19 protein-coding genes, 1 tRNA gene, 2 rRNA genes and 1 pseudogene (1 of these 23 cut by a window edge) are annotated in these 26,198 nt (G+C 67.7%); 11 read left to right on the forward strand and 12 right to left on the reverse strand.

Features of this window, described 5'->3' with window-relative positions; genetic code table 11:
• The 5 genes and pseudogenes from G3M57_RS05755 to G3M57_RS27375 form a co-directional block, all read left to right on the forward strand.
• Window positions 1-2,264, forward strand: a 23S ribosomal RNA gene (locus G3M57_RS05755); it begins 525 nt to the left of the window's first position.
• A 108-nt stretch (window positions 2,265-2,372) separates the two neighbouring features.
• A 5S ribosomal RNA gene (rrf, locus tag G3M57_RS05760) occupies window positions 2,373-2,487 on the forward strand.
• A gap of 78 nt (window positions 2,488-2,565) precedes the next feature.
• Window positions 2,566-2,642, forward strand: a tRNA-Met gene (locus G3M57_RS05765).
• 230 nt (window positions 2,643-2,872) lie between these two features.
• Window positions 2,873-3,076 (forward strand): annotated as a pseudogene (locus tag G3M57_RS27370) (cold-shock protein); the annotation flags it as partial.
• Between the two features lie 144 nt (window positions 3,077-3,220).
• Window positions 3,221-3,418 carry a cold-shock protein gene (locus tag G3M57_RS27375; protein ID WP_026171987.1) on the forward strand — a complete coding sequence of 66 codons (198 nt, stop codon included), beginning with the start codon at window positions 3,221-3,223 and terminating at the stop codon, window positions 3,416-3,418.
• 155 nt (window positions 3,419-3,573) lie between these two features.
• Here the strand turns inward: G3M57_RS27375 and G3M57_RS05775 are convergent, their stop codons facing one another.
• Window positions 3,574-5,886 (reverse strand): NADP-dependent malic enzyme, encoded by a 2,313-nt coding sequence (locus tag G3M57_RS05775; protein WP_056759364.1) that lies wholly within the window; start codon window positions 5,884-5,886, stop codon window positions 3,574-3,576.
• A 373-nt stretch (window positions 5,887-6,259) separates the two neighbouring features.
• Between G3M57_RS05775 and uraH the strand changes: the two genes are divergently transcribed.
• From uraH to guaD, 5 genes are all read left to right on the forward strand, one after another.
• Complete coding sequence (gene uraH / locus G3M57_RS05780; protein ID WP_163229342.1) at window positions 6,260-6,607, forward strand: hydroxyisourate hydrolase; 348 nt, start codon at window positions 6,260-6,262, stop codon at window positions 6,605-6,607.
• 1 nt (window position 6,608) lies between these two features.
• Complete coding sequence (xdhA, locus tag G3M57_RS05785) at window positions 6,609-8,066, forward strand: xanthine dehydrogenase small subunit (RefSeq protein ID WP_163229344.1); 1,458 nt, start codon at window positions 6,609-6,611, stop codon at window positions 8,064-8,066.
• Window positions 8,059-10,398 (forward strand): xanthine dehydrogenase molybdopterin binding subunit, encoded by a 2,340-nt coding sequence (gene xdhB, locus G3M57_RS05790; protein ID WP_163229346.1) that lies wholly within the window; start codon window positions 8,059-8,061, stop codon window positions 10,396-10,398. Before xdhA ends, xdhB begins: the two co-directional genes overlap by 8 nt.
• Before the next feature lie 183 nt (window positions 10,399-10,581).
• Window positions 10,582-11,595, forward strand: coding sequence for a xanthine dehydrogenase accessory protein XdhC (gene xdhC, locus G3M57_RS05795; protein WP_163229348.1), 1,014 nt, complete (start codon window positions 10,582-10,584; stop codon window positions 11,593-11,595).
• Window positions 11,582-12,868: a guanine deaminase gene (gene guaD / locus G3M57_RS05800; protein ID WP_163229350.1), complete on the forward strand. Its 1,287-nt coding sequence runs from the start codon at window positions 11,582-11,584 to the stop codon at window positions 12,866-12,868. Before xdhC ends, guaD begins: the two co-directional genes overlap by 14 nt.
• Window positions 12,869-13,014: 146 nt before the next feature.
• Here the strand turns inward: guaD and G3M57_RS05805 are convergent, their stop codons facing one another.
• The 5 genes from G3M57_RS05805 to G3M57_RS05825 all read right to left on the reverse strand — a co-directional run bounded on the left by G3M57_RS05805 (window position 13,015) and on the right by G3M57_RS05825 (window position 18,534).
• Window positions 13,015-13,986 (reverse strand): nucleoside hydrolase, encoded by a 972-nt coding sequence (locus G3M57_RS05805; protein WP_163229352.1) that lies wholly within the window; start codon window positions 13,984-13,986, stop codon window positions 13,015-13,017.
• A gap of 138 nt (window positions 13,987-14,124) precedes the next feature.
• Entirely contained in the window at window positions 14,125-16,305 is a 2,181-nt protein-coding gene (locus G3M57_RS05810) for a TonB-dependent receptor (protein WP_163229354.1), read from the reverse strand.
• Between the two features lie 215 nt (window positions 16,306-16,520).
• Complete coding sequence (gene hpxZ / locus G3M57_RS05815; RefSeq protein WP_163229356.1) at window positions 16,521-16,925, reverse strand: oxalurate catabolism protein HpxZ; 405 nt, start codon at window positions 16,923-16,925, stop codon at window positions 16,521-16,523.
• A complete protein-coding gene (locus tag G3M57_RS05820) occupies window positions 16,922-18,319 on the reverse strand; it encodes an AtzE family amidohydrolase (RefSeq protein ID WP_163229358.1) in 1,398 nt (465 codons plus the stop codon). Before G3M57_RS05820 ends, hpxZ begins: the two co-directional genes overlap by 4 nt.
• Entirely contained in the window at window positions 18,316-18,534 is a 219-nt protein-coding gene (locus G3M57_RS05825; RefSeq protein ID WP_230983966.1) for an AtzG-like protein, read from the reverse strand. The genes G3M57_RS05820 and G3M57_RS05825 overlap by 4 nt, the downstream gene beginning before the upstream one ends.
• A gap of 226 nt (window positions 18,535-18,760) precedes the next feature.
• Between G3M57_RS05825 and G3M57_RS05830 the strand changes: the two genes are divergently transcribed.
• On the forward strand, window positions 18,761-19,708 hold the full coding sequence (locus G3M57_RS05830) for an acetamidase/formamidase family protein (protein ID WP_163229362.1): 948 nt from the start codon (window positions 18,761-18,763) through the stop codon (window positions 19,706-19,708).
• A 149-nt stretch (window positions 19,709-19,857) separates the two neighbouring features.
• On the opposite strand, the gene G3M57_RS05835 is transcribed toward G3M57_RS05830, so the two are convergent.
• From G3M57_RS05835 to G3M57_RS05860, 6 genes are all read right to left on the reverse strand, one after another.
• On the reverse strand, window positions 19,858-20,532 hold the full coding sequence (locus G3M57_RS05835) for a TetR/AcrR family transcriptional regulator (protein ID WP_188916264.1): 675 nt from the start codon (window positions 20,530-20,532) through the stop codon (window positions 19,858-19,860).
• Window positions 20,529-21,713: a urate hydroxylase PuuD gene (locus G3M57_RS05840; RefSeq protein ID WP_163229364.1), complete on the reverse strand. Its 1,185-nt coding sequence runs from the start codon at window positions 21,711-21,713 to the stop codon at window positions 20,529-20,531. Before G3M57_RS05840 ends, G3M57_RS05835 begins: the two co-directional genes overlap by 4 nt.
• Before the next feature lie 115 nt (window positions 21,714-21,828).
• The gene (gene uraD, locus G3M57_RS05845; RefSeq protein ID WP_163229366.1) at window positions 21,829-22,350 is read right to left on the reverse strand and encodes a 2-oxo-4-hydroxy-4-carboxy-5-ureidoimidazoline decarboxylase; all 522 of its coding nucleotides are present in this window, start codon (window positions 22,348-22,350) and stop codon (window positions 21,829-21,831) included.
• Window positions 22,347-23,276 carry an allantoinase PuuE gene (gene puuE, locus G3M57_RS05850; RefSeq protein WP_163229368.1) on the reverse strand — a complete coding sequence of 310 codons (930 nt, stop codon included), beginning with the start codon at window positions 23,274-23,276 and terminating at the stop codon, window positions 22,347-22,349. Before puuE ends, uraD begins: the two co-directional genes overlap by 4 nt.
• 106 nt (window positions 23,277-23,382) lie before the next feature.
• The gene (locus tag G3M57_RS05855; RefSeq protein WP_373287737.1) at window positions 23,383-24,678 is read right to left on the reverse strand and encodes a pyridoxal-phosphate-dependent aminotransferase family protein; all 1,296 of its coding nucleotides are present in this window, start codon (window positions 24,676-24,678) and stop codon (window positions 23,383-23,385) included.
• Window positions 24,679-24,709: 31 nt separating this feature from the next.
• Window positions 24,710-26,014: an allantoate amidohydrolase gene (locus tag G3M57_RS05860; protein WP_163229372.1), complete on the reverse strand. Its 1,305-nt coding sequence runs from the start codon at window positions 26,012-26,014 to the stop codon at window positions 24,710-24,712.
• Window positions 26,015-26,198 lie beyond the last annotated feature (184 nt).

Genomic DNA, 26,198 nt, shown 5'->3' on the forward strand with positions numbered 1-26,198 from the left:
AAGGGGAGTGAAACAGATCCTGAAATCGGAAGCCTACAAGCAGTCGGAGCCACCGCGCGTGGTGACGGCGTACCTTTTGTATAATGGGTCAGCGACTTCATGTGCCGTGCAAGCTTAAGCCGTTAGGTGTAGGCGCAGCGAAAGCGAGTCTGAATAGGGCGAATAAGTACGTCGCATGACGACCCGAAACCAGGTGATCTATCCATGAGCAGGTTGAAGGTAAGGTAACACTTACTGGAGGACCGAACCGGTGAATGTTGAAAAATTCTCGGATGACTTGTGGATAGGGGTGAAAGGCCAATCAAACCTGGACATAGCTGGTTCTCCGCGAAAACTATTTAGGTAGTGCCTCAGACGGACTCCTCGGGGGGTAGAGCACTGAATGGATGCGGGGGGAGCGATCTCTACCAATTCTAATCAAACTCCGAATACCCGAGAGAGATATCTGGGAGACACACGGCGGGTGCTAACGTCCGTCGTGAAAAGGGAAACAACCCTAACCATCATCTAAGGCCCCCAAGTTCTGGCTAAGTGGGAAACGATGTGGGTTTGCTTTGACAACCAGGATGTTGGCTTAGAAGCAGCCATCATTTAAAGAAAGCGTAACAGCTCACTGGTCAAGCGAACCTGCGCGGAAAATGTAACGGGGCTCAAGCCAGACGCCGAAGGTATGGGTTTGCTCTTTGAGCAAGCGGTAGCGGAGCGTTCCGTAAGCCGGTGAAGGTGAGGCGCGAGCCTTGCTGGAGGTATCGGAAGTGAGAATGCTGACATGAGTAGCGATAAAGAGTGTGAGAGACACTCTCGCCGAAAGCCCAAGGGTTCCTGCGTAAAGCTAATCTGCGCAGGGTTAGTCGGCCCCTAAGGCGAGGCCGAAAGGCGTAGTCGATGGGAATCAGGTGAATATTCCTGAACCAGTTGGAAGTGACGGATCTGGTAAATTGTCTAGGCTTATTGGATTGCTCTGGGCAGTGAACAGGTCCCTGGAAATAACTCCAACGGAGACCGTACCCGAAACCGACACAGGTGGGCAGGTAGAGTATACCAAGGCGCTTGAGAGAACTATGCTGAAGGAACTCGGCAAATTGCACGCGTAACTTCGGGATAAGCGTGACTCTTATTTGGGCAACCAGATAAGAGTGGCACAGGCCAGGGGGTAGCGACTGTTTATCAAAAACACAGGGCTCTGCGAAGCCGCAAGGCGACGTATAGGGTCTGACGCCTGCCCGGTGCCGGAAGGTTAAAAGGAGTGGTGCAAGCTGCGAATTGAAGCCCCGGTAAACGGCGGCCGTAACTATAACGGTCCTAAGGTAGCGAAATTCCTTGTCGGGTAAGTTCCGACCTGCACGAATGGCGTAACGACTTCCCCACTGTCTCCAGCATAGGCTCAGCGAAATTGAATTCCCCGTGAAGATGCGGGGTTCCCGCGGTCAGACGGAAAGACCCTATGAACCTTTACTGCAGCTTCGCCTTGGCGTTAGCAGCAACATGTGTAGGATAGGTGGGAGGCTATGAAACCGGGGCGCCAGTTCCGGTGGAGCCATCCTTGAAATACCACCCTTATTGTTGCTGACGTCTAACCGCGGCCCGTTATCCGGGTCCGGGACATGGCGTGGCGGGCAGTTTGACTGGGGCGGTCGCCTCCCAAAGTGTAACGGAGGCGCGCGATGGTGGGCTCAGACCGGTCGGAAATCGGTCGTCGAGTGCAATGGCATAAGCCCGCCTGACTGCGAGACTGACAAGTCGAGCAGAGACGAAAGTCGGCCATAGTGATCCGGTGGTCCTGCGTGGAAGGGCCATCGCTCAACGAATAAAAGGTACTCTAGGGATAACAGGCTGATTTTGCCCAAGAGTCCATATCGACGGCAAAGTTTGGCACCTCGATGTCGGCTCATCACATCCTGGGGCTGGAGCAGGTCCCAAGGGTTCGGCTGTTCGCCGATTAAAGTGGTACGTGAGCTGGGTTCAGAACGTCGTGAGACAGTTTGGTCCCTATCTGCCGTGGGTGTACGAGACTTGAGAGGATCTGTCCCTAGTACGAGAGGACCGGGATGGACACACCTCTGGTGGACCTGTCATGGCGCCAGCTGTGCAGCAGGGTAGCTAAGTGTGGAATAGATAACCGCTGAAAGCATCTAAGCGGGAAACTAACCTCAAAACAAGGTCTCGCTGAGAGCCGTGGTAGACCACCACGTTGATAGGCCAGGTGTGGAAGCGCTGTGAGGCGTGTAGCTTACTGGTACTAATAGCTCGATAGGCTTGATCGTTCTTCAGTCAAACCCATGACTGCTTTACAGAACAAACAGACATGCGATGTCTTCTTCACAATATGCTCGGCGAGCCTAAACGCTCGCCGGCAGCATCCTTTTTGCTGACCTGGTGGCTATGCCGGGGGTTCCCCACCCGATCCCATTCCGAACTCGGTCGTTAAGTCCCCCAGGGCCAATGGTACTTCGTCTCAAGGCGCGGGAGAGTAGGTCGCCGCCAGGTCCGCTAAAAGGATGCCCCAACGGAGCCCAGCTCAAGTCCAGAACCCTCCCAACACGATCACATCACTACCTCCTTCGCCGCGGGGTGGAGCAGCCCGGTAGCTCGTCAGGCTCATAACCTGAAGGTCACAGGTTCAAATCCTGTCCCCGCACCCAAAACTTAAAGGCTAAGCTTTCAGACCGCCTGAGTGTGGCTTTCGCGCCACGTTCGGCCAGGTTTCAGCCGCCATCGACCCGTGTCACTCGAAAATTTATCGCTCGGACCGGGCTCGGCTTGAGATTCTGCCATCAAACCCCGTAGCGCGTTCCGCGGATTTGCGTCATGAGAGCAGGATGGAAGGACGCGGGTCGGCAACTGGCCCGCTGAATGAGGTTTTGAGGATAAGATGGCGAACGGTGTCGTTAAGTGGTTCAACCCGGCCAAGGGCTTTGGTTTCATTCAGCCCGAGGACGGCGGCCAGGACGTGTTCGTCCACATCGCCGCAGTTGAACGCTCGGGCCTGTCGGGCCTGAACGAAGGTGACCAGGTGGCTTACGAGCTGGAAGAAGATCGTCGCTCGGGCAAGACCTCGGCCGGCAATCTGCGCGTAACCGGCCAGGGCGCGGCGCCGTCGGCTCCTCGTCGTCCGGCTCGCGATTTCGGCGCTCCGCGCGGCGGCGGCTATGACGCTCCGCGCGGCGGCGGCTACGGCGGCGGCGGTGGTGGCGGCGGTGCGGGCGAAGCCGGCACGGGCGTGGTGAAGTGGTTCAACAGCACCAAGGGCTTCGGCTTCATCCAGCCGGACAACGGCGGCGGCGACATCTTCGTGCACATCTCGGCCGTCGAACGCGCCGGCCTGCGCGGCCTGAACGAAGGCCAGCAAGTCGGCTACGAACTGGAACAGGACCGTCGTTCGGGCAAGACCTCGGCCGGCAACCTGCGCATCCTCTAAGGATCCGAAAAATCCGGTCGGGCGCGGAGCGTTCGGCCGGCTCTTCGATCCCCGAATCGGGCCCCGCGGGAGCCCCTCCTCGTCGCTGAGACGGTGGGAGGGCTTCTGCGGGGCCTTTTCTTTTGGCTGCGGGGAAGGGCTGGGGCCCCGCCGGTTCAGATTAGCCGGTGCTCACGCTCGGCCGCCGCCTGGTTCACCGCCAGGGCGGTGACGTTGGCGATGCCGCGCGCGGTGACGCTGGGCGTCAGCACGTGCAGCGGCCGGCTCATGCCCAGCAGCAGCGGACCGACCAGCAGCCCCTCGGTGGCGGCGCTGAGCAAGGTCAGCGAGATATTGGCGGCGTCCAGGGTCGGCATGACCAGCAGGTTGGCCGAGCCCTTCAGGGCGCTGTCGTGCACCAGCCGGTCGCGCAGGGCCTGGGACAGGGCGGCGTCCGCGTGCATCTCGCCGTCGACCTCGAGTTCGGGGGCGCGCTCGCGGACCAGGGCCAGGGCCTCGCGCATCTTGCGGGCGGTCGGCGAGTTCGACGCCCCGAAGCTGGAATGCGACAGCAGGGCCGCCTTGGGCGTCAGGCCGAAGCGGCGCACGGATTCGGCGGCCAGCAGCGTCATCTCGGCCACCTGTTCGGCGGTCGGATCGACGTTCACATGGGTGTCGCAGAAGAACAGCGTGCCGTTGTCGATGATCAGGGCCGACAGGGCGTAGATCCGGCCGACATTCTCGCGCTTGGGGATGATCGGCAGCACATAGGTCATGTGCTGCCACCAGTCGCCGGCCCCGCCCACCAGGGCGGCGTCGACATGGCCGGCCTGCAGCAGCATCGAGGCCGAGACGGTCCGGCGGTTGGTCACCCGGCGTTCGGCGGCCAGGGGCGGCACGCCGCGACGGCTGACTAGGCCCTGGTAGCGCTCGACCAGAGGGGCGAACAGCGCCGTGTCGGCGGACGGGTCGAGGATCTCGACGCGGTTGTCGAAGTCCAGCCGCAGGCCCATCTCGGCGGCCTTGGCCGTGATGGTCTCGCGCTTACCGATCAGCACGGGCTTGCAGAGGCCTTCGTCGACGACGGTCTGGACCGCGCGCAGCACGCGCTCGTCGTCGCCCTCGGCATAGGCGACGCGGACGCCGCCGGTCTCGGCGGCCGCCTTGGTGGCCTTGCGCGCCCGCTCGAACACCGGGCGCATCAGCTGGCCCGAACGGTAGACGAACAGCTCCAACTCGGCGCGATAGGCGTCGAAGTCGGCGATCGGCCGGGTGGCGACGCCGCTGTCCATGGCCGCCCGGGCCACGGCCGGGGCGATCTGCAGGATCAGGCGCGGATCGAACGGCTTGGGGATGATGTACTGGCCGCCGAACATCGGGGCGACGCCGCCATAGGCGCTGGCCACGACTTCGGACGCCTCGGCGCGAGCCAGTTCGGCGATCGCCTCGACGGCCGCCACCTTCATGGCCTCGTTGATCTCCGAGGCGCCGACGTCCAGCGCGCCGCGGAAGATGAACGGGAAGCACAGGACGTTGTTGACCTGGTTGGGGTAGTCGCTGCGGCCGGTGGCCATGATCGCGTCGGGGCGCTGGACGGCGACGATCTCGGGCAGGATCTCCGGCTCGGGATTGGCCATGGCCAGGATCAGCGGATTGGGGGCCAGCAGCGGCAGCCACTCGGCCTTGAACACGCGGGGCGCGGACAGGCCCAGGAAGATGTCGGCGCCGGGCAGGACGTCGGGCAGCGAGCGGGCGTCGGTCGGCCGGGCGTAGCGGGCCATGTTCTCGGGCATGTCGGGTTCGCGCCCGGCATAGACCACGCCCTTGATGTCGGTCAGGGTGACGTTCTCGACCGGCAGGCCCATCGAGACCAGCAGGTCGACGCAGGCCAGGGCGGCCGCGCCGGCCCCCGAGGTCACCAGCTTGACGTCCTTAAGGGTTTTGCCCTGGACCACCAGGGCGTTGCGGACGGCGGCGGCGCAGACGATGGCGGTGCCGTGCTGGTCGTCGTGGAAGACCGGAATGTTCATCCGCTCGCGCAGCTTGCGCTCGATGACGAAGCATTCCGGGGCCTTGATGTCCTCCAGATTGATGCCGCCGAAGGTGGGCTCAAGGGCCGCAACCACCTCGATGAACTTGTCGGGATCCTCGGCGTCGACCTCGAGGTCGAACACGTCGATGCCGGCGAATTTCTTGAACAGGACCGCCTTGCCCTCCATCACCGGCTTGGAGGCCAGCGGGCCGATATTGCCCAGGCCCAGCACGGCGGTGCCGTTGGAGATCACGGCCACCAGGTTGCCGCGGGCGGTGTAGTCGCGGGCAGTGTCGGGATCGGCGGCGATAGCCTCGCACGGCGCGGCGACGCCGGGGGAATAGGCCAGGCCGAGGTCGCGCTGGGTGGCCATGCGCTTGGTGGCTTCGATCGCCAGCTTTCCGGGCCGCGGCAGACGGTGATAGTCCAGGGCGGCTTTACGGAAATCCTCGTCCATCGGTCGTTCCTCGGTGGCTGCGCAAGGTTTGTCGGCGCGGATCGTCTGGTATGGGCTCGGTGCGATCCGTCAGGGCCTAGCTACCGGTGTTGGCGCGGCTTTTCCAACCTTACGCAGCGTCAGAGCGCGTTTTTTGCGGTCCGGGGCGCCGGGTGGGCGATCGCGGCTGGCCGCATAAGTAATAAAAGACTTATATAAGCCCATTCGACGGGCGCCGGTCGCTGCTCCGCGAGGCGGTTTGCCGCCAAGAAAGCCCCCGCCGGTCTGGCGGCTGGACTTGCCGGGGCGGCGGTTCCAGCATCGCTGTAAGATGCTCCGTTTCGGGAGCAAGGGTTTAGACTGGGCGGCGACGCCCGGCCATGGATTGGAACGCATGAGCGGCTTGACGACCCATATCCTCGACACCGCCGCCGGGCGCCCGGCGGCCGGGATCGCCGTGCGGGTGTCGAGCCGGCGCGACGGCGTCGTCGCGCTGCTGGGCGAGACCCGTACCGACGCCGACGGCCGGGCGCGGCTGGTCGAAGGCGACGATCTGGCGGTGGGCGGCTATAGGCTGGAGTTCGCCGTCGCCGACTATTTCACGGCCTCGGGCGCGGCCGTGTCTGATCCGCCGTTTCTGGACGTGGTGGTGATCGACTTCGCGGTGGCCGATCCGGCCCGGCATCACCACGTGCCGCTGCTGGTCTCGCCGTTCGGCTATTCCACCTATCGGGGCAGCTGACATGGCGGCGAAGGTACAGGCCGGGGTGCGCTTCCTGCTGAACGGCGAGGTAGTCGAGACTGGGGCCATCGATCCCACCCGGACGCTGCTGGAGCATCTGCGCGGCGACCTGCGGCGCACCGGGACTAAGGAAGGCTGCGCCGAGGGCGACTGCGGGTCGTGCACCGTGCTGGTCGGCGAGCTGGACGGGCAGGGCGGGACAGCCTGGCGGGCGGTCAACAGCTGCATCCAGTTCGTGCCGATGCTGGACGGCAAGGCGGTGATCACCGTCGAGGGGCTGGGCAAGGACGAGCCGCACCCAGTGCAGGCGGCCATGGTCGAGCACCATGGCTCGCAATGCGGCTTCTGCACGCCCGGCATCGTGATGTCGCTGTACGGGCGGGCCATGGCCGCGAAAGGAACGGCCGCGCCGATCGACGAGGTGCTGGCCGGCAACCTGTGTCGCTGCACCGGCTATGGCCCGATCATCGCCGCGGCTGAGGCGATCGCGCCTGAGGCCGCGCCGGACGTGGCCGACAAGCTGGCGACGCTACGGCGGGACGAGGCGTTGAACCTGGACTATGCCGACCCGATCGCCGGCGTCACCCGCCGTTGGTTCGCGCCGCTGAGCGCCGACGAACTGGCCAGGACCTGTGAACAGCATCCGGACGCGGTGATCGTGGCCGGCGCCACCGACATCGGCCTGTGGGTCACCAAGCTACGCAAGCCGCTCGGCACGCTGATCGATATTGGCCGAGTGGGCGAGCTCAAGGCGATCACCCGCGAGGACGGCTGGCTGCGGATCGGGGCGGGCGTGCGCTATGTCGACGCCCTGGACACGCTGGGCGAACTCTATCCCGACCTTGGCGCGATGATGCGACGGCTGGGGTCGACCCAGGTGCGCAACAGCGGCACGATCGGCGGCAACATCGCCAACGGCTCGCCGATCGGCGACATGCCGCCGGCCCTGATCGCCCTGGGCGCCGAGCTGGTGCTGCGCAAGGGCGATGTCCGGCGGACGCTTCCGCTGGAGGACTTCTTCATCGCCTATGGCCGGCAGGACCGCGCGCCCGGCGAGTTCGTCGAGGCCGTGCGCGTCCCGACCGACCTGGACGGGGCGATGTTCAAGGTCTTCAAGCTGTCCAAGCGTTTCGACCAGGACATCTCGGCGGTGTGCGGCGCGTTCAACATCACGATCGTGGACGAGGTCGTGACCGCCGCCCGCATCGCCTATGGCGGCATGGCCGGCACCCCCAAGCGCGCCGCCGCCTGCGAGGCCGCCCTGGTCGGCCAGCTCTGGAACCGCACGACGATCCACGCCGCCGTCGAGGCCCTGGCCGACGACTTCACGCCCCTGACCGACGCCCGCGCCTCGGCCGCCTACCGCGCCCTGACCGCCGGCAACATGCTGCGCAAGGTGTTCATCGAGTCCGCTCGGCCGGACCTGGAGACTCGCGTCCCGGAGGCGGCTCATGGCTGACTCTGGCGCCAAGCTGGTCGAGCCGGTCGTCTTCCAGGGCGTCCACGCCTCGCTGCCGCATGACAGCGCCCTGCGCCACGTCAGCGGCGCGGCGATCTATGTCGACGACATTCCCGAGCCGGCCGGCATGCTCCATGTCCATCTAGGCATGAGCCAGCGCGCCCACGCGCGGATCGTCTCGATGGACCTGTCGGCCGTCCGCGCCTCGCCGGGCGTGGTGGCGGTGCTGACGGCGCAGGACATCCCCGGCGAGAACGACGTCAGCCCGGTGATCCACGACGACAGGCTGTTCGCCGACGGCGAGGTGGTGTGCGTCGGCCAGAGCCTGTTCGCGGTGGCCGCCACCTCGATCGCCGCCGCCCGCGCCGCCGCCGCCAGGGCCGTGGTCGAGTACGAGGACCTGCCGGCCGCGATCACGATCGGGGAGGCCCGCGAGGCCGACCTGAAGATCGAGGCCAGCCAGCGCATGGCGCGCGGCGACGCGGCCGCCGCCCTGGCGGCTTCGCCCCGGCGGCTGCAAGGCGCGTTCGCCGTCGGCGGCCAGGACCACTTCTATCTTGAGGGCCAGGTCGCCCTAGCTACGCCCCGCGAAGGTGGCGACGTCCACGTCTGGTCGTCGACCCAGCACCCCAGCGAGGTTCAGCACCTGATCGCTCGCGTGCTGGACGTGCCGCACACCAGCGTCACCGTCGAGGTGCGCCGCATGGGCGGCGGGTTCGGCGGCAAGGAGACGCAGGCCTCGTTGTTCGCCGCCGCCGCGGCCCTGGTGGCGGTCAAGACCGGCCGCCCGGCCAAGGCCCGCCCCGATCGCGACGAGGACATGGTCATGACCGGCAAGCGGCATGACTTCGAGGTCGCCTACGACGTCGGCTTCGACGACGAGGGCCGGCTGACGGGCCTGGCCCTGGAGTTGGCCTCGCGCTGCGGCTCGACCACCGACCTGTCGCTGGCCATCAACGACCGGGCGATGTTCCACGCCGACAACTGCTACTTCCTGCCGGCGGTCGAGATCGTCTCGCACCGCTTCAAGACCCACACGGTGTCGAACACCGCCTTCCGGGGGTTCGGGGGTCCGCAGGGCATGGCGGCGATCGAGCGGGTGATGGACGCGGTCGCCCAGGCCACGGGCCTGGATCCGCTGGAGGTGCGCCGCCGCAACCTCTATGGCGGCGAGGGGCGGAACCTCACGCCCTACCACCAGACGGTCGAGGACAATGTCGCGCCGCAGCTGCTGGCCGAGCTGGCCGCCGCCTGCGACTACGAGGCCCGCCAGCGCCAGATCGACGCCTACAACGCCCGCAGTCCGGTGATCAAGAAGGGCCTGGCCCTGACGCCGGTGAAGTTCGGCATCTCGTTCACCACCACCCACCTGAACCAGGCGGGCGCGCTGATCCACCTCTATGCCGACGGCTCGATCCTGCTGAACCACGGCGGCACCGAGATGGGGCAGGGGCTGTTCGTCAAGGTCGCCCAGATCGTCGCCGAGGCCTTCAAGGTCGACGTGTCCAGGGTGAAGGTGACCTCGACCGTCACCGACAAGGTGCCCAACACCTCGGCCACCGCCGCCTCGTCGGGCACGGACCTGAACGGCATGGCGGCGCTAAACGCGGCCAACGCCATCAAGGCGCGGCTGGTGGCGTTCGCGGCGAAGAAGTGGGGCTGCGACGAGGCCGAGGTCGCGTTCACGCCCGAAGGCCTGCGGGCGGGAGCCGAGCTGGTCCCATTCGAGGTGCTGTGCCGCCAGGCCCACCTGGCCCGGGTGTCGCTGTCGTCGACCGGCTTCTACGCCACGCCCAAGATCCACTACGACCGCGCGACCCATACGGGGCGGCCGTTCTACTATTTCGCCTATGGTGCGGCCTGCAGCGAGGTGCTGATCGACACCCTGACCGGCGAGATGAAGGTCACGCGGGCCGACATCCTGCACGACGCCGGCCGCTCGCTGAACCCGGCCATCGACCTGGGCCAGATCGAGGGCGGCTTCATCCAGGGCATGGGCTGGCTGACCACCGAGGAACTGGTGTTCAGCGCCGACGGCCGCCTGCTGACCCACGCCCCCTCGACCTACAAGATCCCCACCTGCGGCGATCGGCCGGCGGTGCTGAACGTGGCGCTGTGGGAGCCGGGCCGCAATGTCGAGGAGACGGTGCACCGCTCCAAGGCCGTGGGCGAGCCGCCCCTGATGCTGGCCCTGTCGGTGCTGTCGGCGGTGAGCCGGGCGGTGGCTTCAGTGGCCGACCACAAGGTGTTCCCCAACCTCGACGCGCCAGCGACGCCGGAGCGGATCCTGATGGCGGTCGAGGATGTGAAGAAGAGGGCCGGTCTTGGTTAGGGCGTCCAACGTCGCCCTCTCCCAGAGGGAGAGGGAGGGACCCGCGCTCGAAGAGCGTGGGAGGGTGAGGGGTTACGCTCTCACCGCTTTCTCACGAACGTCCCGGCGCGCCGTCCGATGTCTTACCCCCTCACCCTCCCACGCTTCGCGCGGGCCCCGCCCTCTCCCCATGGGAGAGGGGACATGAGCAACTGGGCTCGACAATCCTTGGCGCGACTAGCCGAAAACCAACCCCTCGCCTTAGTCACCATCCTCGCCACCGAGGGCTCCGCGCCGCGCGACGCCGGGACCAAGATGGTGGTCTGGGCCGAGGGGCAGGCGGGCACGATCGGCGGCGGTAATCTAGAGCACCAGGTCGCCGAGCAGGCCCGGAAGATGCTGCTGACCCCCGTCCATTTCGCCCTGCAGGACTACCCACTGGGCCCGCTGCTGGCCCAGTGCTGTGGCGGTCGGGTGCGGCTGCTGATCGAGCGCCTGGACCGGACCGCGGTCGACTGGCTGACCGACGCGGCGCGCCGCCTGGACGCCGACCAGCCGTTCGAGGTCCGCACCCGCTTCAACCCCGGCGCCCTGACCAAGACCATCGCCCCGGTCGCGGCCTCCACCCCGGACGGCGCGATGATCACCCTGGCGGGCGAGCCCGCGACGGCGCGGGGCGCCCGGCCGACCCTGGGCGACGTGCTGGTCGAGCCGCAGGACCTGCCGCGGCCGCCGGTGCTGCTGTTCGGGGCCGGCCACGTGGGCCGGGCCGTGGCCCGGGCCCTGGAGCCGTTGCCGTTCCGGCTGGCCTGGTACGATACCCGACCGGAGACCGCTGAGATTCCCGGCGTCACGGTGGGCGCGCCCGCCGAGCTGGCCGCCGCCGCCATGGGCGCGGGGCCGGACGCCTACATCCTTGTCATGACCCACGATCATAATCTGGACTACGCCCTGACCTCGGCGGCCCTGGCCGGCGGGGCGTTCAGCTATCTGGGCCTGATCGGGTCGGACACCAAGAAGGCGCGGTTCCTGAGCCGGCTGCGCAAGGATGGCTTCGGCGATGGAAGCACCGCCCGCGTGACCTGCCCGATCGGCCTGCCGCACCTGAAGAACAAGGCCCCCGAGGTGATCGCCGTCTCGGTGGCCGCCGACCTGCTGATGCGGCTCGAGGCCGCCCGCCGCGAACGTTTGAAGGATTTCCAGCTTGCAAGCCTATAGGGCGTCGATCCTCCACCTGGAGGCCGACCCGAGCACCACCGATGGCGAGGCGCACGCCTTCCACGAGGACGGCCTGCTGCTGGTCGCGGAGGGCCGCGTCGTGGCCTGTGGCGACTACGCCAAGCTGGCGGACGAGCTGGGCGACACGCCGGTGGAGGACCTGACCGGCAAGCTGATCGTCCCCGGCTTCGTCGACACCCACATCCACTTCCCCCAGGTCGACATCATCGCCGCCCATGGCGAGCAACTGCTGGACTGGCTGGAGCGCCACACCTTCCCGGCCGAGGCCGCGTTCGCCGACAAGGGCCATGCCGAGGCGGCCGCCGAGTTCTTCGTCGAGGAGCTGCTGCGCAACGGCACGACCAGCGCCCTGGTGTTCGGCTCGGTGCACAAGGCCTCGGTGGAGGCGCTGTTCGCCGCCGCTTTGAAGCGCGACATGCGGCTGATCGCCGGCAAGTCGCTGATGGACCGCAACGCCCCGCCCGGCCTGACCGACACGGTCGAGGGCAGCCGGGCCGACATGCAAAGCCTGATCGCCGACTGGCACGGCAAAGGGCGGCTGGGCTACGCCGTGACCCCGCGCTTCGCGATCAGCTGCAGCGACGAGCAGCTGGCCATGGCGGGCGAGGTGCTGGCCGAGCACCCGACCGTGTGGATGCAGACCCACTTGTCGGAGAACATCCGTGAGATCGTCGACACCGCCAAACTGTTCCCGGACGCGAAGGACTATCTGGATGTCTATGAGCGTTTCGGCCTGGTCGGAAAGCGCTCGGTCTTCGCCCACTGCGTCCATCTTCAGGGGGACGCTTTTCAGCGTCTCGCGCAGGCAGGGGCGTCAGTCGCCTTCTGCCCGACCTCGAACCTCTTCCTGGGCTCGGGCCTGTTCCCGCTGGAGACCGCCTGCGCCCACGGGGTGAAGGTCGGGATCGGCACGGACGTGGGGGCGGGGACGACCTTTTCGATCCTCCACACCCTGGGCGAGGCCTACAAGGTGGGCCAGCTGCGCGGCGAGGCGCTGGATCCGTTCCACGCCCTGTACCTGGCCACCCTGGGCGGGGCGCGGGCCCTGGGGCTGGAGGATGAGATCGGAAGCCTGGAAGCCGACAAGATCGCCGACTTCCTGGTCCTGGACCTGGCCGCCACGCCCCTGCTGGCCCGGCGGATGCCGGCGGCGCGGAGCCTGGAGGACCGGCTGTTCGCGCTGACCGTGCTGGGGGATGATCGGGTGGTGGAGCGGACCTATGTGGCAGGGGTGGAGCGGCATCGGCGATAAGATCCTCCCCCTGTGGGGGAGGTGTCGGCGAAGCCGACGGAGGGGGGAGTGATCAGCCGACGGCCACAACCCGGACCTTCGACCCAATAACTCCCCCCACCGATCGCTGCGCGATCGCCTCCCCCACCGGGGGAGGGACCCTAGGCTCAGACCCCCATCGTCTCCGCGTAGAGCTTCAGCAGCCCCTCGGCCTTCACCCCCACCGTGATCGCCTGGATCGGTTGATCGTCCCAGGCCGACGGCCCGAACAGTTCCCCCTCGACCTTCTGGCAGGTCTGGCCCAGGGCTATGCCGTCGGTGATCACCCGGATAGACCCGCGGCGCACCTCGAACAGCGACGGGTCGATCACGAACGCCACGGCCGCGGCGTCGTGCACGCAGCAGCCGATGATGCCGTCGCGGCCGCCGTAGAACGCCGCATAGGGCTTGGAAATGGCGTTGAGGAACGCGCCGGCCGGACCGGCCTTGGCTTCCAAAGCGTCCATGTAGGCGGGGCTCATCACCACCTGGGTGGTTACGTCCAGGCTGACGGCGGTGACTGGCCAGGGCGCGGTGAACACCTGGTCGGCGGCCTCCGGGTCGTTCCAGATATTGGCCTCGGCGACCGGGGTGACGTTGCCGGGCTTGCCGGCCACGCCGAACGCGCCGCCCATGATCACCACGGCCTTCAGCAGGGTGGCGACCTGCGGATCGGCGTTGAGCGCCAGGGCCAGGTTGGTCAGCGGACCGACCGCGACCAGGGTGATCTCGCCAGGGTTCTCGCGGGCCAGGTCGATGATCGCCTGGTAGGCGGGCTTGGCCTCGGGCCGGGAGGGCTTCAGGCCGGTCAGCTCGACGTCGCCCAGGCCGTTCTCGCCGTGCACGAAGGTCGGCGAAGGGTTGCGCGGCCGGACCAGCGGCTTGTCGGTTCCCTTGAAGACCGGGGCCTTCAGGCCGAAGCGGTCCTTCAGATAGAGCGCGTTGCGGGTGGTGGTGTCGATGTCGGCGTTGCCGAACACCGTGGTCACCGCCACCAGGTCAAGCGCCGGGCTGGCCTCGATGAACAGCAGCGCCATGGCGTCGTCGATGCCGGGATCGGTGTCGAAGATGATCTTCTGGACAGAGTTCTGGGTCGTCATCCGAAGGACTTATCTCATCGCGGAAGGGAGGGGGAGACCCTCCGAAACGAACCATGCTCCCGGCGCGAACCGGGAGCATGGCGGGACGATGGCGATCCTTCGGCCTCCGCCCGGCCGTGGCCGGGCGGGTCTCCAGGATTACCGCTTGGCGCTGATCGAGATGCCGACGATCCGAGGCTCGTTGACGAAACCGGTCAGGTTGTTGAAGTCGATCGCGCCGCGCAGGTTCACCTCGTTGGTGATGTTGCGGGCGAACGCGGCGATCTCATAGGCGCCGTCGCGCTTGGCGTAGCCCAGCTTCAGGCCGCCCTCGAAGTCGCCCTTCGAGTAGAACTCCTTGCTCTGGTAGAGGAAGACGTTCGTGTAGCCCTGGCGGAACCAGTCGGTGTAGGCGAACAGTTCGCCGTCGCCGATCGGATAGCTGTAGCGGGCCGTGAAGTTCAGCACGTACTTCGGCGCGTTCGGGAACGGGTTGCCGTCGACCAGGGCCTGGCCCGAGGCGTTCAGAGGGTCGGTGACCGTGCACTGGGCGCAGACCGCCACGGCCAGATCCTTGTCCTTGATCTTGGTGTGGTTGTAGCTGTAGCCGGCGGTCAGCAGCAGGTTCTCGGTGACCTTGAACTCGCCGTCGAACTCGACGCCATAGGCCTGGCCCTTGTCGGCGTTGACCAGCAGGGTGCCGTTGGTGGCGCCGCCGATGGCGCTGAACTGCGGGTTCTTCTCTTCATAGGTAAAGGCCGCGCCATTGAAGCGGATGCGGCGGTCCAGCAGTTCGCTCTTGAAGCCGACTTCGTACGACTGGATCGTTTCCGACTTGGCCACCGAGGCGGGGCTGAAGAAGACGATGTCGCGGCCCTGGATGGTCGGGCCGCGGAAGCCGTGGGCGGCACGGGCGTACAGGCTGAAGTCGTCGGTCACGTCGTAGAAGGCCGACAAGTCCCACGAGACCTTGCTGTCCGACACCGACACTTCCGGCGCGGTCGAACCGACGACGGTCATGGTCTTCTTGTCGTCGGTGTAGCGGGCGCCGCCGGTCAGCTTCAGCTTGTCGTTGACCTGGTAGGCGACCTGGCCGAAGCCGGCCCAGGCGGTGTTCTTGTGGTTCAGCGTCGCCTTGTTGAATCCGGCGTCGGTGGTGACCAGGAAGTCCGACTTGAAGTAGTAGCCGCCGAACTGCCAGCTGAGCGGGCCTTCGGTGTCCGAGGCCAGGCGCACTTCCTGGGTGTACTGGTCCAGGTCGTCGATGCCGTCCCGGGTGTCGGAGTCGAACGGGATGAAGCCCGGGCCCGTGCCGGCCACGCCGCCGTCGATGTCGCCGCGGCTGTAGCCGTTGGTGGTCTCGTAGGCGCTGATCGAGGTCAGGGTCACGCCGCCGAAGTCGTAGTCGACCTTAATCGACTCGCCGTTGCCGTCGTACTTCTGCGGGTTGTTGGCCCCGCCGTTGTAGAAGACGGCGTCGCGGTCGAAGTTGCCGTTGATCTTGTTGCTGCCCTTGGTGAGGATGTTGGCGCGGAAGATCGCGGCCGTGCCGTCCAGGGTGCGATTGTGGGCGTTCAGCAGGACGCTGAGGTTCTCGGTCGGGGTCCACAGCAACTGGCCGCGGATGGCGTATTCGTCATAGCCGCCCATCGCGTCCTTCACGTTGGTGAAGGTGTTGTCGATATAGTTGTCGCGGTGCTGGCCCAGGATGGCGATGCGGCCGGCCAGCTTGCCTTCGACCAGCGGGCCGCCGACGCTGCCTTCGGCCGTCCACGAGCCGTACGAGCCGTAGGTCACCGTGCCGTTGGCCTTGAAGACCTGGCTCGGCTTGACGCTGTCGAACTTGACGATGCCGGCGGTGGTGTTGCGACCGAACAGCGTGCCCTGCGGGCCGCGCAGCACTTCCACCTGCTCGACGTCGAAGATCGGCGTGCTCTTCAGCACGACGTTTTCCATGACCACGTCGTCCATGATCACCGACACCGGCTGCGAGGCGGCCAGGTCGAAGTCGGTGTTGCCCAGGCCGCGGATGTAGAAGCGCGGGGCGGCGCGGCCGTTGGAGCTTTCGACGAACAGGCCGGGCACCCGGCTGGACAGGGCCAGCACGTCCTCGCCGCCGGCGAACAGCGCGTCCAGCTTCTCGCCGCCCATGGTGGCGACCGAGACCGGCACTTCCTGGATGTTTTCCGAGCGCTTCTGGGCGGTGACGATCACGTCGTCCAGGGTGACGGAGCCGGTGTCCTGGGCGAAGGCCGGCGCGGCGGCGCCGACGGCCAGGACCAGGGCGGTGAGGGCGGCGCCGCGGTGGAGGCGGCTGCGCAGCGTGTTGGCGGTGGTCATTGAAGTATCCCCTTCATGCGCCGGCGGCCCGACGCTTGAGGGTGCAATGCACAATGCCGGAGGCGAATCCAAAGCTTTGATGACGTCCCAGACCAGGTTTGGTGAAGTTTTTGCCCTGGATGTCACTATTTGACCACGCCGCGACAGGACTGCCCAAAAGCAGATCATAAGTCATAGATTTATTACTTGTGGTCATCGGGCGGGCGATCCGGCGCTTATGGAGCAAGGCGTTGGTCGACGCCGTCCTGCAGAAGCGAAACGTGGGCCGAGACGATTTTCCAGCCGGTTTCGGCGCGGATCCAGGTCTGGCTCTGGCGTCCGGTGCGTTTTGCCCCTTCGCGCTGGAATTCGACGTTGGCGACGGCGAAGTCTCGCCCAAACGTGGTGATTTCCGTCCTCAGGCGTGACCTCTGCGGCGAGCCGCCCGAGCGGCCGATTCGAAAGGCCGCGATCGCCTCGAAGCCGTAGAGGTTCTCGGCCACGCCGTAGCGCACCGTCTCGGGCGCGTCGCGGAAAAAGCCGTCCAGCGCCTCGACGTCGTTGGTCATCAGCGCCGTCTCGTAGGCGTCGACGGCGGCGGTCACCTCGGCCAGGACGTCGGGGTCGTTGACGGAGGTCATTGCGCGGGTTCCGGCGGACGGTGAGCGGCCACGACGCCGGCCCGTTCCAGGCGCAGGGCGGCGGCCAGGGCCAGGTCCTCGCGCCAGGCCGGGGCGATGATCTGCACGCCGATCGGCAGCTTGCCGGGGCGGTTGACGGGGGCGGCCACTACCGGGAGCCCGACATAGCTGATCGGTTGGGTGTAGGCGCCCAGGTTCTTGCGGACCGAGACCTGTTGGCCGCCCATCTCCATGGTCGCCTGGCCGATGCCGGGCGCGGGGCAGACCGAGGCGGGGGCCAGCAGCACGTCGAAATCCTCGAACACCGCCCGCACGGCGTCGCGGAACACCGGGCGGTAGCGGCGCGCGACCTCGGCGACGGCGTCGGGCGCCAGGGCCCCGGCCAGCAGGCGGTCGCGGACGGCGGGGTCGTAGTCGAGGGGCCGGACCTTCAGGTCGGGCCAGTGCAGGTGCGCGGCCTCGATCGGCGTCAGGCAGAAGGCGGCGGCGCGGGCCAGTTCGGCGCCCGGAAGTTCGACGCCGCGCCGGGCCTGCAGGGCGTCGGCGACGATCTCCAGCGCCTCCAGCACCTCGGGAAAGGCGCCCTGCGCGAACCAGCCGCCCAGCACGCCGACGCGAAGGGGTGCGTCGGCGGCAGCTTGCAGGCGGGGGGCGACCGGTTCGGCGGGCCGACGGCAGAGCGGATCCAGCGGATCGGGGCCCTGCATCAGGTCGTAGGCGAGGGCCAGGTCGGCGACCGAACGGGCGAACGGCCCGACATGGTCCAGGCTCTCGACAAAGGGAAAGGCGCCCTGGCGCGACAGGCGGCCCAGGGTGGGCTTGAGGCCGAACACCCCGCACAGGCTGGCGGGGATGCGGATCGAGCCATTGGTGTCCGAGCCCAGGGTCAGGGGCACGAGGCCGCCGCTGACCGCCGCGGCCGAACCGCCGGACGAGCCGCCGGCGATGCGGGCCGGGTCATGCGGATTGCGGGTTGGGCCGTCGTGGGCGTTCTCGGTGACGAAGCCATAGGCGAACTCGTCCATGTTCAGCGCGCCGACCAGCACCGCCCCGGCGGCGGTCAGGCGCTGGACGGCGGTGGCGTCCTGCGCGGCGGGCGGCGCGTCGCGGCGGATGCGCGAGCCGGCGATCGTGGTCGCGCCTTCGACGTCGAACAGGTTCTTGACCGCGAACGGCGCGCCGGCCAGCGGGCCGACGGGGCGGCCGACGGCGAGGTCGGCGTCGATCGCCTCGGCCTGGGCCAGGGCGCGCTCGGCGAAGACGGCGGTATAGGCGTTGAATCGGTCGTCGCGCGCGCGGGCCAGGGCGGCCTCGATCTCGGCCCGGGCGGTGGTCCGACCCTCGCGGACGTCGGCGGCGACGGCCTGGGCGGAGCGGAAGTCGGCCGTGCTCATGGCTCGAACGGCTCGAGCGGGACGGTGTCGTCCAGGCCGACGGCGGCCACGAACGTCGCGGCTTGGCGACGCAGCAGGGCCAGGTTGTCGACCACGCCGGCGCGGGTCTCCGGCGGCAGGGCCAGGCCCAGAGCCTCGGCCCGGGCGTCCGCATAGGCGGCGACCGCCTGGTCGTCGAGGGCCAGGAACGCTGCGAGCGCCGGATCGGTCGTCATGCGGGACGAGCTCCACAAGTAAGAAAAATCTTCATAGCGGGGATGGGCGGCGGCCGCCAGCGCCATGGATCCTGGAACGCGCCGACGCCCATGTCCGCGCCATGCCGACGGCCGGGCTGCCCGCCGGACGGGCGCCGGCGCGCTTCGGCTGGTCTCGCGGCGGTCGAGGCTAGGGCGGCGGGCCGGCCGCGCGCCAACTGGGTTCTGGTAATAGAGGACTTACTTCATGCGGCATCACCTGGCCTCGACCCCGGACACCGTGCGCTTCGGGATCTTCGACGCCGCCTTCGCACCGGTGCTGACGATCGCGCCGGGCGACACGGTGGTGATCGACTGCGTGTCGGGCGGTCCCGAGGTGATGCCGGCGCCGGACTCCGGCCTGGCTATCCCGCCCGCCCTGCAGGCGATCCACGACGCCAAACTGGAGCGCATCGGCCCGCACATCCTGACGGGGCCCGTGGCGATCGCGGGGGCCGAGCCGGGCGACACGCTGGAGGTGCGGATCGAGGCCATCGAGCCGAACAACGTCTGGGGCTACTGCGCCGTCCGGCCGCTGGCCGGGACCCTGCCGGACGAGTTTCCCGATCGCTATGTCAGCCATATCGCGGTCGACGCCGCGGCAGGGACCTGCAAGCCAAGCTGGGGCCCGACCCTGCCGCTGCGCCCGTTCTTCGGCACCACCGGCGTCGCGCCGCCGCCCCGCTATGGACGCCTGTCCAGCCGCGAGCCGCGCGAGCACGGCGGCAACATGGACTGCAAGGAGCTGGTCGCCGGCTCGACCCTGTTCCTGCCGGTCTGGGTTCCAGGCGCCAACTTCTCGGCCGGCGACGGCCACGGCCGCCAGGGCGATGGCGAGGTCTGCGTCAACGCCCTGGAGATGGGCCTGACCGGGACCTTCACCTTCGTCCTGCACAAGGCCGCCGACGTCGGCGTCCGGACCTGGCCGAGCGCGGAAAGTCCGACCCATTATCTGACCTTCGGCTTCAACGAGGACCTGGACCTGGCGATGAAGCAGGCGCTGCGGGCCATGATCGAGCTGATCGTCGCGCGGTCTTCGCTGACGCGCGTGCAGGCCTATCAGTTTTGCTCGCTGGCCGTGGACTTCCGCGTGACCCAGACGGTCAACGGCGAGAAGGGCGTGCATGGCATGCTGGAGAAGGGGGTGTTGTTTTGAGTTCAGAGGCTCACCCACTTGCCCCCACCTGACGGCTTCGCCGTCTGTCCGCCCCCATAGGGGGCGGAGGACGCTCGCACACCGATCCTCTTCCCCCTGTGGGGGAAGACAGTCGCGAAGCGACCCGTAGGGGCAAGTATTCGCCGCACCTACTTCCGCAGATACCCCTCCAGCAGTTCCAGCGCATGCGCCAGCCGGGCCCGTCGCCATTCCGGCTTGCTCATGTCGGTGTCCAGCGTCACCGACAGCGAGTAGCCGTTGGCCAGGTGGAAGCGGCTCATGGCCGCGATGGTCACGTAGATCTGGGCCCAGTCGAGGTTGTCGCGGAAGATCCCCTGCTTCTGGCCGCTGTCGATCAGCCGCTCGATGGTCCGGCGTAGCGGAAAGGCTGTCTCGGTGACCTTGCGCGACTGAGCCACGAACTTGCCCTGCAGCAGGTTCTCGTTGCGCAGCAGGCCGTCGATGCGCGGGTTCTTCTCGAAATAGTCGGAGGTGAAGCGCTGCAGCGCGAGAAAGCCCTCCAGCGGCCGTTCGAAGTCGATCTCCAGCTCGGCCTCGCGGCCGCGCAGGTCCTCGTAGGCGGCTTCCAGCACCGCCAGGTACAGGCCCTTCTTGTCGCCGAAATAGTGGTAGAGCATGCGGATGTTGCACTTGGCGGCCTTGACGATCTTCTCGATCCGCGCGCCGGCGTAGCCCGCCTGGGAGAACTCCCGCAGCGCCGCGGTCAGGATCGCTTTGCGCGTCCGCTCGGCGTTGCGCTTGCGGGGCGCCGGAGCGGCGTCGTCGGTCGGTTCGGCCGATGGCGTCTCTACCAGGGTGGTCACTGCGTCTTCGCTCCCGCCTTGATCCAGGCGCCCAGCTGGGCGCGCTCGGCATCGGTAATGTGAGTCTCGTTTCCGAGCGGCATGCTGGTCGTCTCGACCGCGCGCTCGCGGATCTTGCCCGCATAGCGCGCCATGCCGGCCGGGGTGTCGAAGGCCGCGCCGTTGGGCGGGGCGGTGAAGCCCTTGTGGGTCGGGGTGGCCGAATGGCACATCACGCAATGCCTCTGGACGATGGCCTGGGCCACGGGGAAGGGCACGTTTGAAACCGTCTCGGGCGCCTTGGACTTGAGGCTGGCGATCATGCTGACGCTGAAGATCAGGAACGCTCCCAGGATCAGGTAGTCGGGCTTGATGACCCCATGGTGGCGCAGGATGAAGAAGTAGCGGATCGACACGCCGCCCGCGCTGATCAGCGCCAGCAGCAGCCAGGCCAGGTGGTGGCCGGTGACCGCCGGATAGTGGTTGCTGATCATGATAAAGATGACCGGCAGGGTCATGTGGGTGTTGTGCACCGAGCGCTGCTTGCCCATGGCGCCCAAGCGCGGATCGACGGGGCGGCCGGCCAGCATGTCGGCGACGATCTTGCGCTGGTTGGGGATGATCACCAGGAACACGTTGCCGACCATGCAGGTGCCGATGATCGCGCCGACATGGATGGAGGCGCCACGGTCGGAGAAGAGCCGGGTCAGGGCCCAGGCCGCCGCCGTCAGCGTCAGGAACCAGACGACGCCGAACAGGCGCGGCCTGGCGCCCAGCGGCGAGCGGCACAGGCCTTCGTAGACAGCCAAGCCGCCGAAGATGAAGGCCAGACCCGTGGCAATGGCGCCGGCCTGGCTGAAGGCGTGCTTGGAAGCGTCGATCAGATAGACCGGGGCGCCGACATAGTAGAGCACGATCAGCAGGGCGAAGCCCGACAGCCAGGTGGTGTAGGCCTCCCACTTGAACCAGTGCAGGTGGTCGGGCATGTGGGCCGGGGCGGTCATGTACTTCTGCGAATGGTAGAAGCCGCCGCCGTGCACGGCCCACAGCTCGCCCTTCACGCCGTCCTTCTCGGGGACGGGCGGGCGCAGGTTGTTGTCCAGCCAGACGAAGTAGAACGAGGCGCCGATCCAGGCGACGCCGGCGATCACGTGCAGCCAGCGCAGGGACAGGTTCAGCCAGGTGGTCAGATCGTATTCCAACTACAAGGTCCCCCAGGCCGAAACTTCAACCGTCGTCATCCCCCTCCCGACCGTCATCCCGGGCACAAGGCCCGGGATGACGAGCGTTTTGGGGGCGATGGTCGTTCGGAGCGGCTCATCCGGTCACCGCGTCTTGCAGCCGGAGTTTCGAGATCAGGCCGATCTGTCGGATCGCCTCGGCGATCTCGGCGGCCTGGTCGTTCTTCAGGCGCGCCTGCATGGCGGCCAGGATCGCTGTCTTGTCGTTCAGCCGCACGGCGATGATGAACGGAAAGCCGAAGCGCTGGCGATAGGCGGCGTTCAGGGCGTGGAAACGCTCGTACTCCTCCGGCGTCAGTCGGTCCAGGCCGGCGCTGGCCTGTTCGGCGTTGCTCTCGGCGGTCAGGGTCTTGGCGATCGCCGCCTTGCCGGCCAGTTCCGGGTGGGCGCGGATCAGGGCCAGGCGCTGGTCCTCCGAGGCGGCCTCCAGAACGGCCATGGTCGCGGCGTGCAAGGCCTCGACGCTGTCGAACGGCGCTGCGTCATAGGCGCGCTTGACGACCCAGGGCGACAGCTCGAAGGCGAAGCCGAGCGTGGTGGCGAAGCCGGTGCGGTTCATCCGGTTCAGGTCGGCCAGGGTCAGGGGCGGGGCGCTCATTGGGCGCTCTCCTTGTTCGTGGGGGCCTTGTAGGGGTGGGTCGCGATCCAGTGCCGCGCGATGTCGATGCGCCTGGCCACCCAGACCTTGTCGTGGGCGGTGACGTGCTCGAGGAAGCGGCGCAGGGCCATGATCCGGCCCGGCTTGCCGACGATCCGGCAGTGCAGGCCCACGCTCATCATCTTCGGCGCGGTCTCGCCTTCGAGGTAGAGGGCGTCGAACGTGTCGCGCAGATAGGCGAAGAACTGGTCGCCGCTGTTGAAGCCCTGGGGCGCGGCGAAGCGCATGTCGTTGGCGTCCAGCGTGTAGGGCGCGATCAACTGCGGCCGGCCATGCTGGTCGTCCCAGTAGGGCAGGTCGTCGGCGTAGCTGTCGGCGTCGTAGACGAAGCCGCCTTCCTGGGCGATCAGCCGGGCGGTGTTGGGGCTGGTGCGGCCCTGGTACCAGCCCAGCGGCCGCTCGCCGGTCAGGGCCTCGTGGATCTCGATGGCCTGGGCGATGTGCTCGCGTTCCAGCGCCTCGGGGAAATGCTGGTAGTCGATCCAGCGATAGCCGTGGGTGGCGACCTCCCAGCCGGACTTCAGCATGGCCTCGACGGCGTCAGGGTGGCGGGCCATGGCCTGGGCCACGCCAAAGACGGTCAGCGGCAGGCCGAAGTCCTCGAACAGCCGGCGGATGCGCCAGAAACCGGCCCGCGCGCCGTATTCGTAGAGGCTCTCCATCGCCATGTGCCGAGCGTCGGGGATCGGCTGGGCGCCGACCATCTCCGACAGGAAGTGCTCGGCCTGCGAGTCGCCGTGCAGGACGGAGCGCTCGGCGCCTTCCTCGTAGTTGAGGACAAACTGCACGGCGATCCGGGCGCCGTTCGGCCACTGGGCATGGGGCGGGTTTTCGCCGTAGCCGATGAGGTTTCTTGGATAGGTCATACCGCTCCCCCCACCGGCCCTTCGGGCCGCCTCGCCCACAGGGGGAGGACCTTTCTGGATGCTCCCCCTGTGGGGGAGCTGTCGCGGAGCGACTGAGGGGGGAGTGTCACGAGAACATCCCCAGTGCAGCATCCACCCCGGCGCCGGCCGTGAATCCATAACCCTCACCGCGCAGCACCGCCTCCAGCGCCGCCAGGGTCGTCAGCACAGCGTGCTTGCGGGCGTTCACCCCCATCGCCCCGATCCGCCAGACCTTGCCCGCCAGCGGCCCGAAGGCCGTGCCGATCTCGATCTCGAAGTCGGTGCGCATGCGCGTCCGCACCCGGTCGCCGTCGACGCCCGGCGGGATGACCACGGCGGTGACATTGGTCATCTTGTGGGCCTTGTCGCCGTAGACGCTCAGGCCCATGGCCTCGACCCCGGCCACCACCGCCGCCCCGGCCTGGGCGTGGCGGGCGAAGCGGGCCTGCAGCCCCTCCTCCAGCACCACCCGGGCGCATTCGCGGGCCGCGTACAGCATCGAGGCGGCCTCGGTGTGGTGGTTCAGGCGCTTGTCGGACCAGTAGTCCATGATCATCGCCAGGTCGAAATAGTTGGAGGCGATGCGGCGGCCGTTGCCGGCGACGCTCCCGGCCGTGGCGATGCCGGCCTCGACGTGCTTGCGGCCGTTGATGTGCTCGGCGGCGCGGTCCGAGATCGTGATCGGGCCCGAGCCCGATGGCCCGCCCAGACACTTCTGCAGCCCGCCGGTGACGATGTCGGCCCGCCAGGCGTCGACCGGCGTGCTCATGCCGCCGATGGTGGCGGTGGCGTCGACATAGAGCAGGGCGTCGTAGCGTTGGCAGATCTCGCCGATCGCCGCGATCGGCTGGGCCATTGTGGTGGAGGTGTCGCCGTGCACGCAAGCCACCAGCCGCGGGCGCACGCGCTTGACCGCGTCCTCCACGGCCTGCGGATCGACGACCTTGCCCCATTCGCCCTCGACCAGGGTGACCTTGGCGTCGCAGCGCTGGGCGATCTCCGACAGCAGAAGGCCAAAGCGTCCGGCGTTGACCACCACCACGTCGTCGCCCGGCGCCAGCACCGAGACCAGGGCCGCTTCGATGGCGGCGCGCGACGTGCCGTCGATCAGGAAGGTCCAGCGGTTCTGCGTCTGGAACACCTGGCGGTACAGCGCCATGGTCTCGTTCATGTAGCCGGTGAACTCCGGGTCGAACTGGCCCAGCAACTGCACCGACATGGCCCGCAGCACGCGCGGATGCACGTTGATCGGGCCGGGGCCCATCAGCAGCCGAGAGGGATGGTCGAGTTCGCCGAAGGTCTGGGTGGTGGTCATCTGGAGCGCTTCAATTGGTGGTTCGGGGACGCCGTGCGTCCTTCGAGGCTCGCCTGCGGCTCGCACCTCAGGAAGAGGAAATCAGCAACAACGCTCCTCATCCTGAGGCGCCGCGAAGCGGCCTCGAAGGACGCAGGGCGTCGAAATCTTCGGCGAGCCGCTCCACGAACCCCAGCATGGCCTGAGCGGCCAGGGCGCAGTCGGCCTCGGTCACGGCCTCGCGCGGATTGTGGCTGATCCCGCCCTCGCAGCGGATGAACAGCATGGCGGTGGGGCAGAGGTCGGCGATGACCATGGCGTCGTGGCCGGCCCCGCTGGGCAGGCGGCGCGGCGCCTGGCCGGTGGCGGCGACGGCGTCTTCGAGCAGGGCGGTCAGTCCGGGATCGCAGGGGCTGGCGGCCAGGTCCTGCATCAGGGTGATCGAGGCTTCGAGCCCGCGCAGGGCGGCGATGGCCTCGATCTCGGCGGTGACGGCCTCGACCGCGGCGTCGCGCGTGGCGGCGACCTCGGCCCGGATGTCCATCGAATATTCCATCGCACCGGGAATGACGTTGAAGGCCCCAGGCAGGGCGGTGATCCGGCCGACGGTGCCGACCAGGCCGTCCTCGCCGCCGCCGCAGATCCGCTCCAGGGCCAGGATCGCCTCGGCGGCGGCGGGGCCGGGATCCTTGCGCAAATTCATCGGCGTCGTGCCGGCGTGGCCGGCCATGCCCGTGAACCGCACCATCAGCCGCTTCTGGGCGGCGATGGCGGTGACCACGCCCAGGGCCAGGCCCTCGGCCTCCAGCACCGGGCCTTGCTCGATGTGGGCTTCCAGGAAGGCGAAGATCTCGCCGGGCGCGCGGGCCGCCTCCTCCAGGCGCGTGGGGTCCAGGCCGAAGACCGCGAACGCCTCGGCCAGGCTGACGCCGTCGGCGTCGGCCATCTCCATGACGCTGGGGCTGACGGTTCCGGCGACGGCGCGGCTGCAGGTCATCGAGGCGGGAAAGCGCGAGCCTTCCTCGTCGCCGAACGCGATCACCTCGACCGCGAACGGCAGGCGGCGGCCGGCGCGGGCCAGGACCTCGACCACGTCGATCCCCAGCATGACGCCCAGCGCGCCGTCGTAGCGGCCGCCGTTGCGGACGCTGTCGATGTGCGAGCCGGTCAGCAGGGCCGGGGCGTCCGGCGTCTCGCCCTCGTAGCGGCCGACCAGGTTGCCGGCGCGGTCGCGACGGGCGGTCATGCCGGCCTGCTCCATCCAGAAGGCCAAGGTCCTGAGCGCCTCGTCATGGGCCGGCGTCAGGAATCGGCGCACCAGCATGTCGTCGGCTTCGCTATAGGGCGCCGCGCCCATCAGGTCGCACCGGGTCTTGGCCCGTGCGCCAGGCACGAAGTCGCCGATCTCGAAGGCTTCCGCCACCCTGCGGGGCTCCCCTTTGCCGTTCCACGCCATTCGTGACATCCTGGCCTTAACATCGACGGGCCGCCAAGCCCGCGATGATCGGCGCCGCGGACCGGCTTCCCGCGCACATGCCTCGACAAGCGCCAGACCGAACCGGCGGCGCCTGAAGCTAAGTCATAAATCACTTACTTACTGAAAGACA

Source organism: Caulobacter rhizosphaerae, assembly GCF_010977555.1.
In the GTDB taxonomy this organism is placed as follows: Bacteria; Pseudomonadota; Alphaproteobacteria; order Caulobacterales; family Caulobacteraceae; genus Caulobacter; species Caulobacter rhizosphaerae.

What these genes read in the sequence shown, in the direction of transcription:
- uraH (WP_163229342.1), top strand. Translation starts at nt 6,260, where the DNA reads ATGAGCGGCTTGACGACCCATATCCTCGACACCGCCGCCGGGCGCCCG.
- G3M57_RS05805 (WP_163229352.1), bottom strand. Translation starts at nt 13,986, where the DNA reads ATGACGACCCAGAACTCTGTCCAGAAGATCATCTTCGACACCGATCCC.
- G3M57_RS05830 (WP_163229362.1), top strand. Translation starts at nt 18,761, where the DNA reads ATGCGGCATCACCTGGCCTCGACCCCGGACACCGTGCGCTTCGGGATC.
- uraD (WP_163229366.1), bottom strand. Translation starts at nt 22,350, where the DNA reads ATGAGCGCCCCGCCCCTGACCCTGGCCGACCTGAACCGGATGAACCGC.
- xdhA (WP_163229344.1), top strand. Translation starts at nt 6,609, where the DNA reads ATGGCGGCGAAGGTACAGGCCGGGGTGCGCTTCCTGCTGAACGGCGAG.
- xdhB (WP_163229346.1), top strand. Translation starts at nt 8,059, where the DNA reads ATGGCTGACTCTGGCGCCAAGCTGGTCGAGCCGGTCGTCTTCCAGGGC.
- G3M57_RS05820 (WP_163229358.1), bottom strand. Translation starts at nt 18,319, where the DNA reads ATGAGCACGGCCGACTTCCGCTCCGCCCAGGCCGTCGCCGCCGACGTC.
- G3M57_RS05775 (WP_056759364.1), bottom strand. Translation starts at nt 5,886, where the DNA reads ATGGACGAGGATTTCCGTAAAGCCGCCCTGGACTATCACCGTCTGCCG.
- hpxZ (WP_163229356.1), bottom strand. Translation starts at nt 16,925, where the DNA reads ATGACCTCCGTCAACGACCCCGACGTCCTGGCCGAGGTGACCGCCGCC.
- G3M57_RS05825 (WP_230983966.1), bottom strand. Translation starts at nt 18,534, where the DNA reads ATGACGACCGATCCGGCGCTCGCAGCGTTCCTGGCCCTCGACGACCAG.
- puuE (WP_163229368.1), bottom strand. Translation starts at nt 23,276, where the DNA reads ATGACCTATCCAAGAAACCTCATCGGCTACGGCGAAAACCCGCCCCAT.
- xdhC (WP_163229348.1), top strand. Translation starts at nt 10,582, where the DNA reads ATGAGCAACTGGGCTCGACAATCCTTGGCGCGACTAGCCGAAAACCAA.
- G3M57_RS05810 (WP_163229354.1), bottom strand. Translation starts at nt 16,305, where the DNA reads ATGACCACCGCCAACACGCTGCGCAGCCGCCTCCACCGCGGCGCCGCC.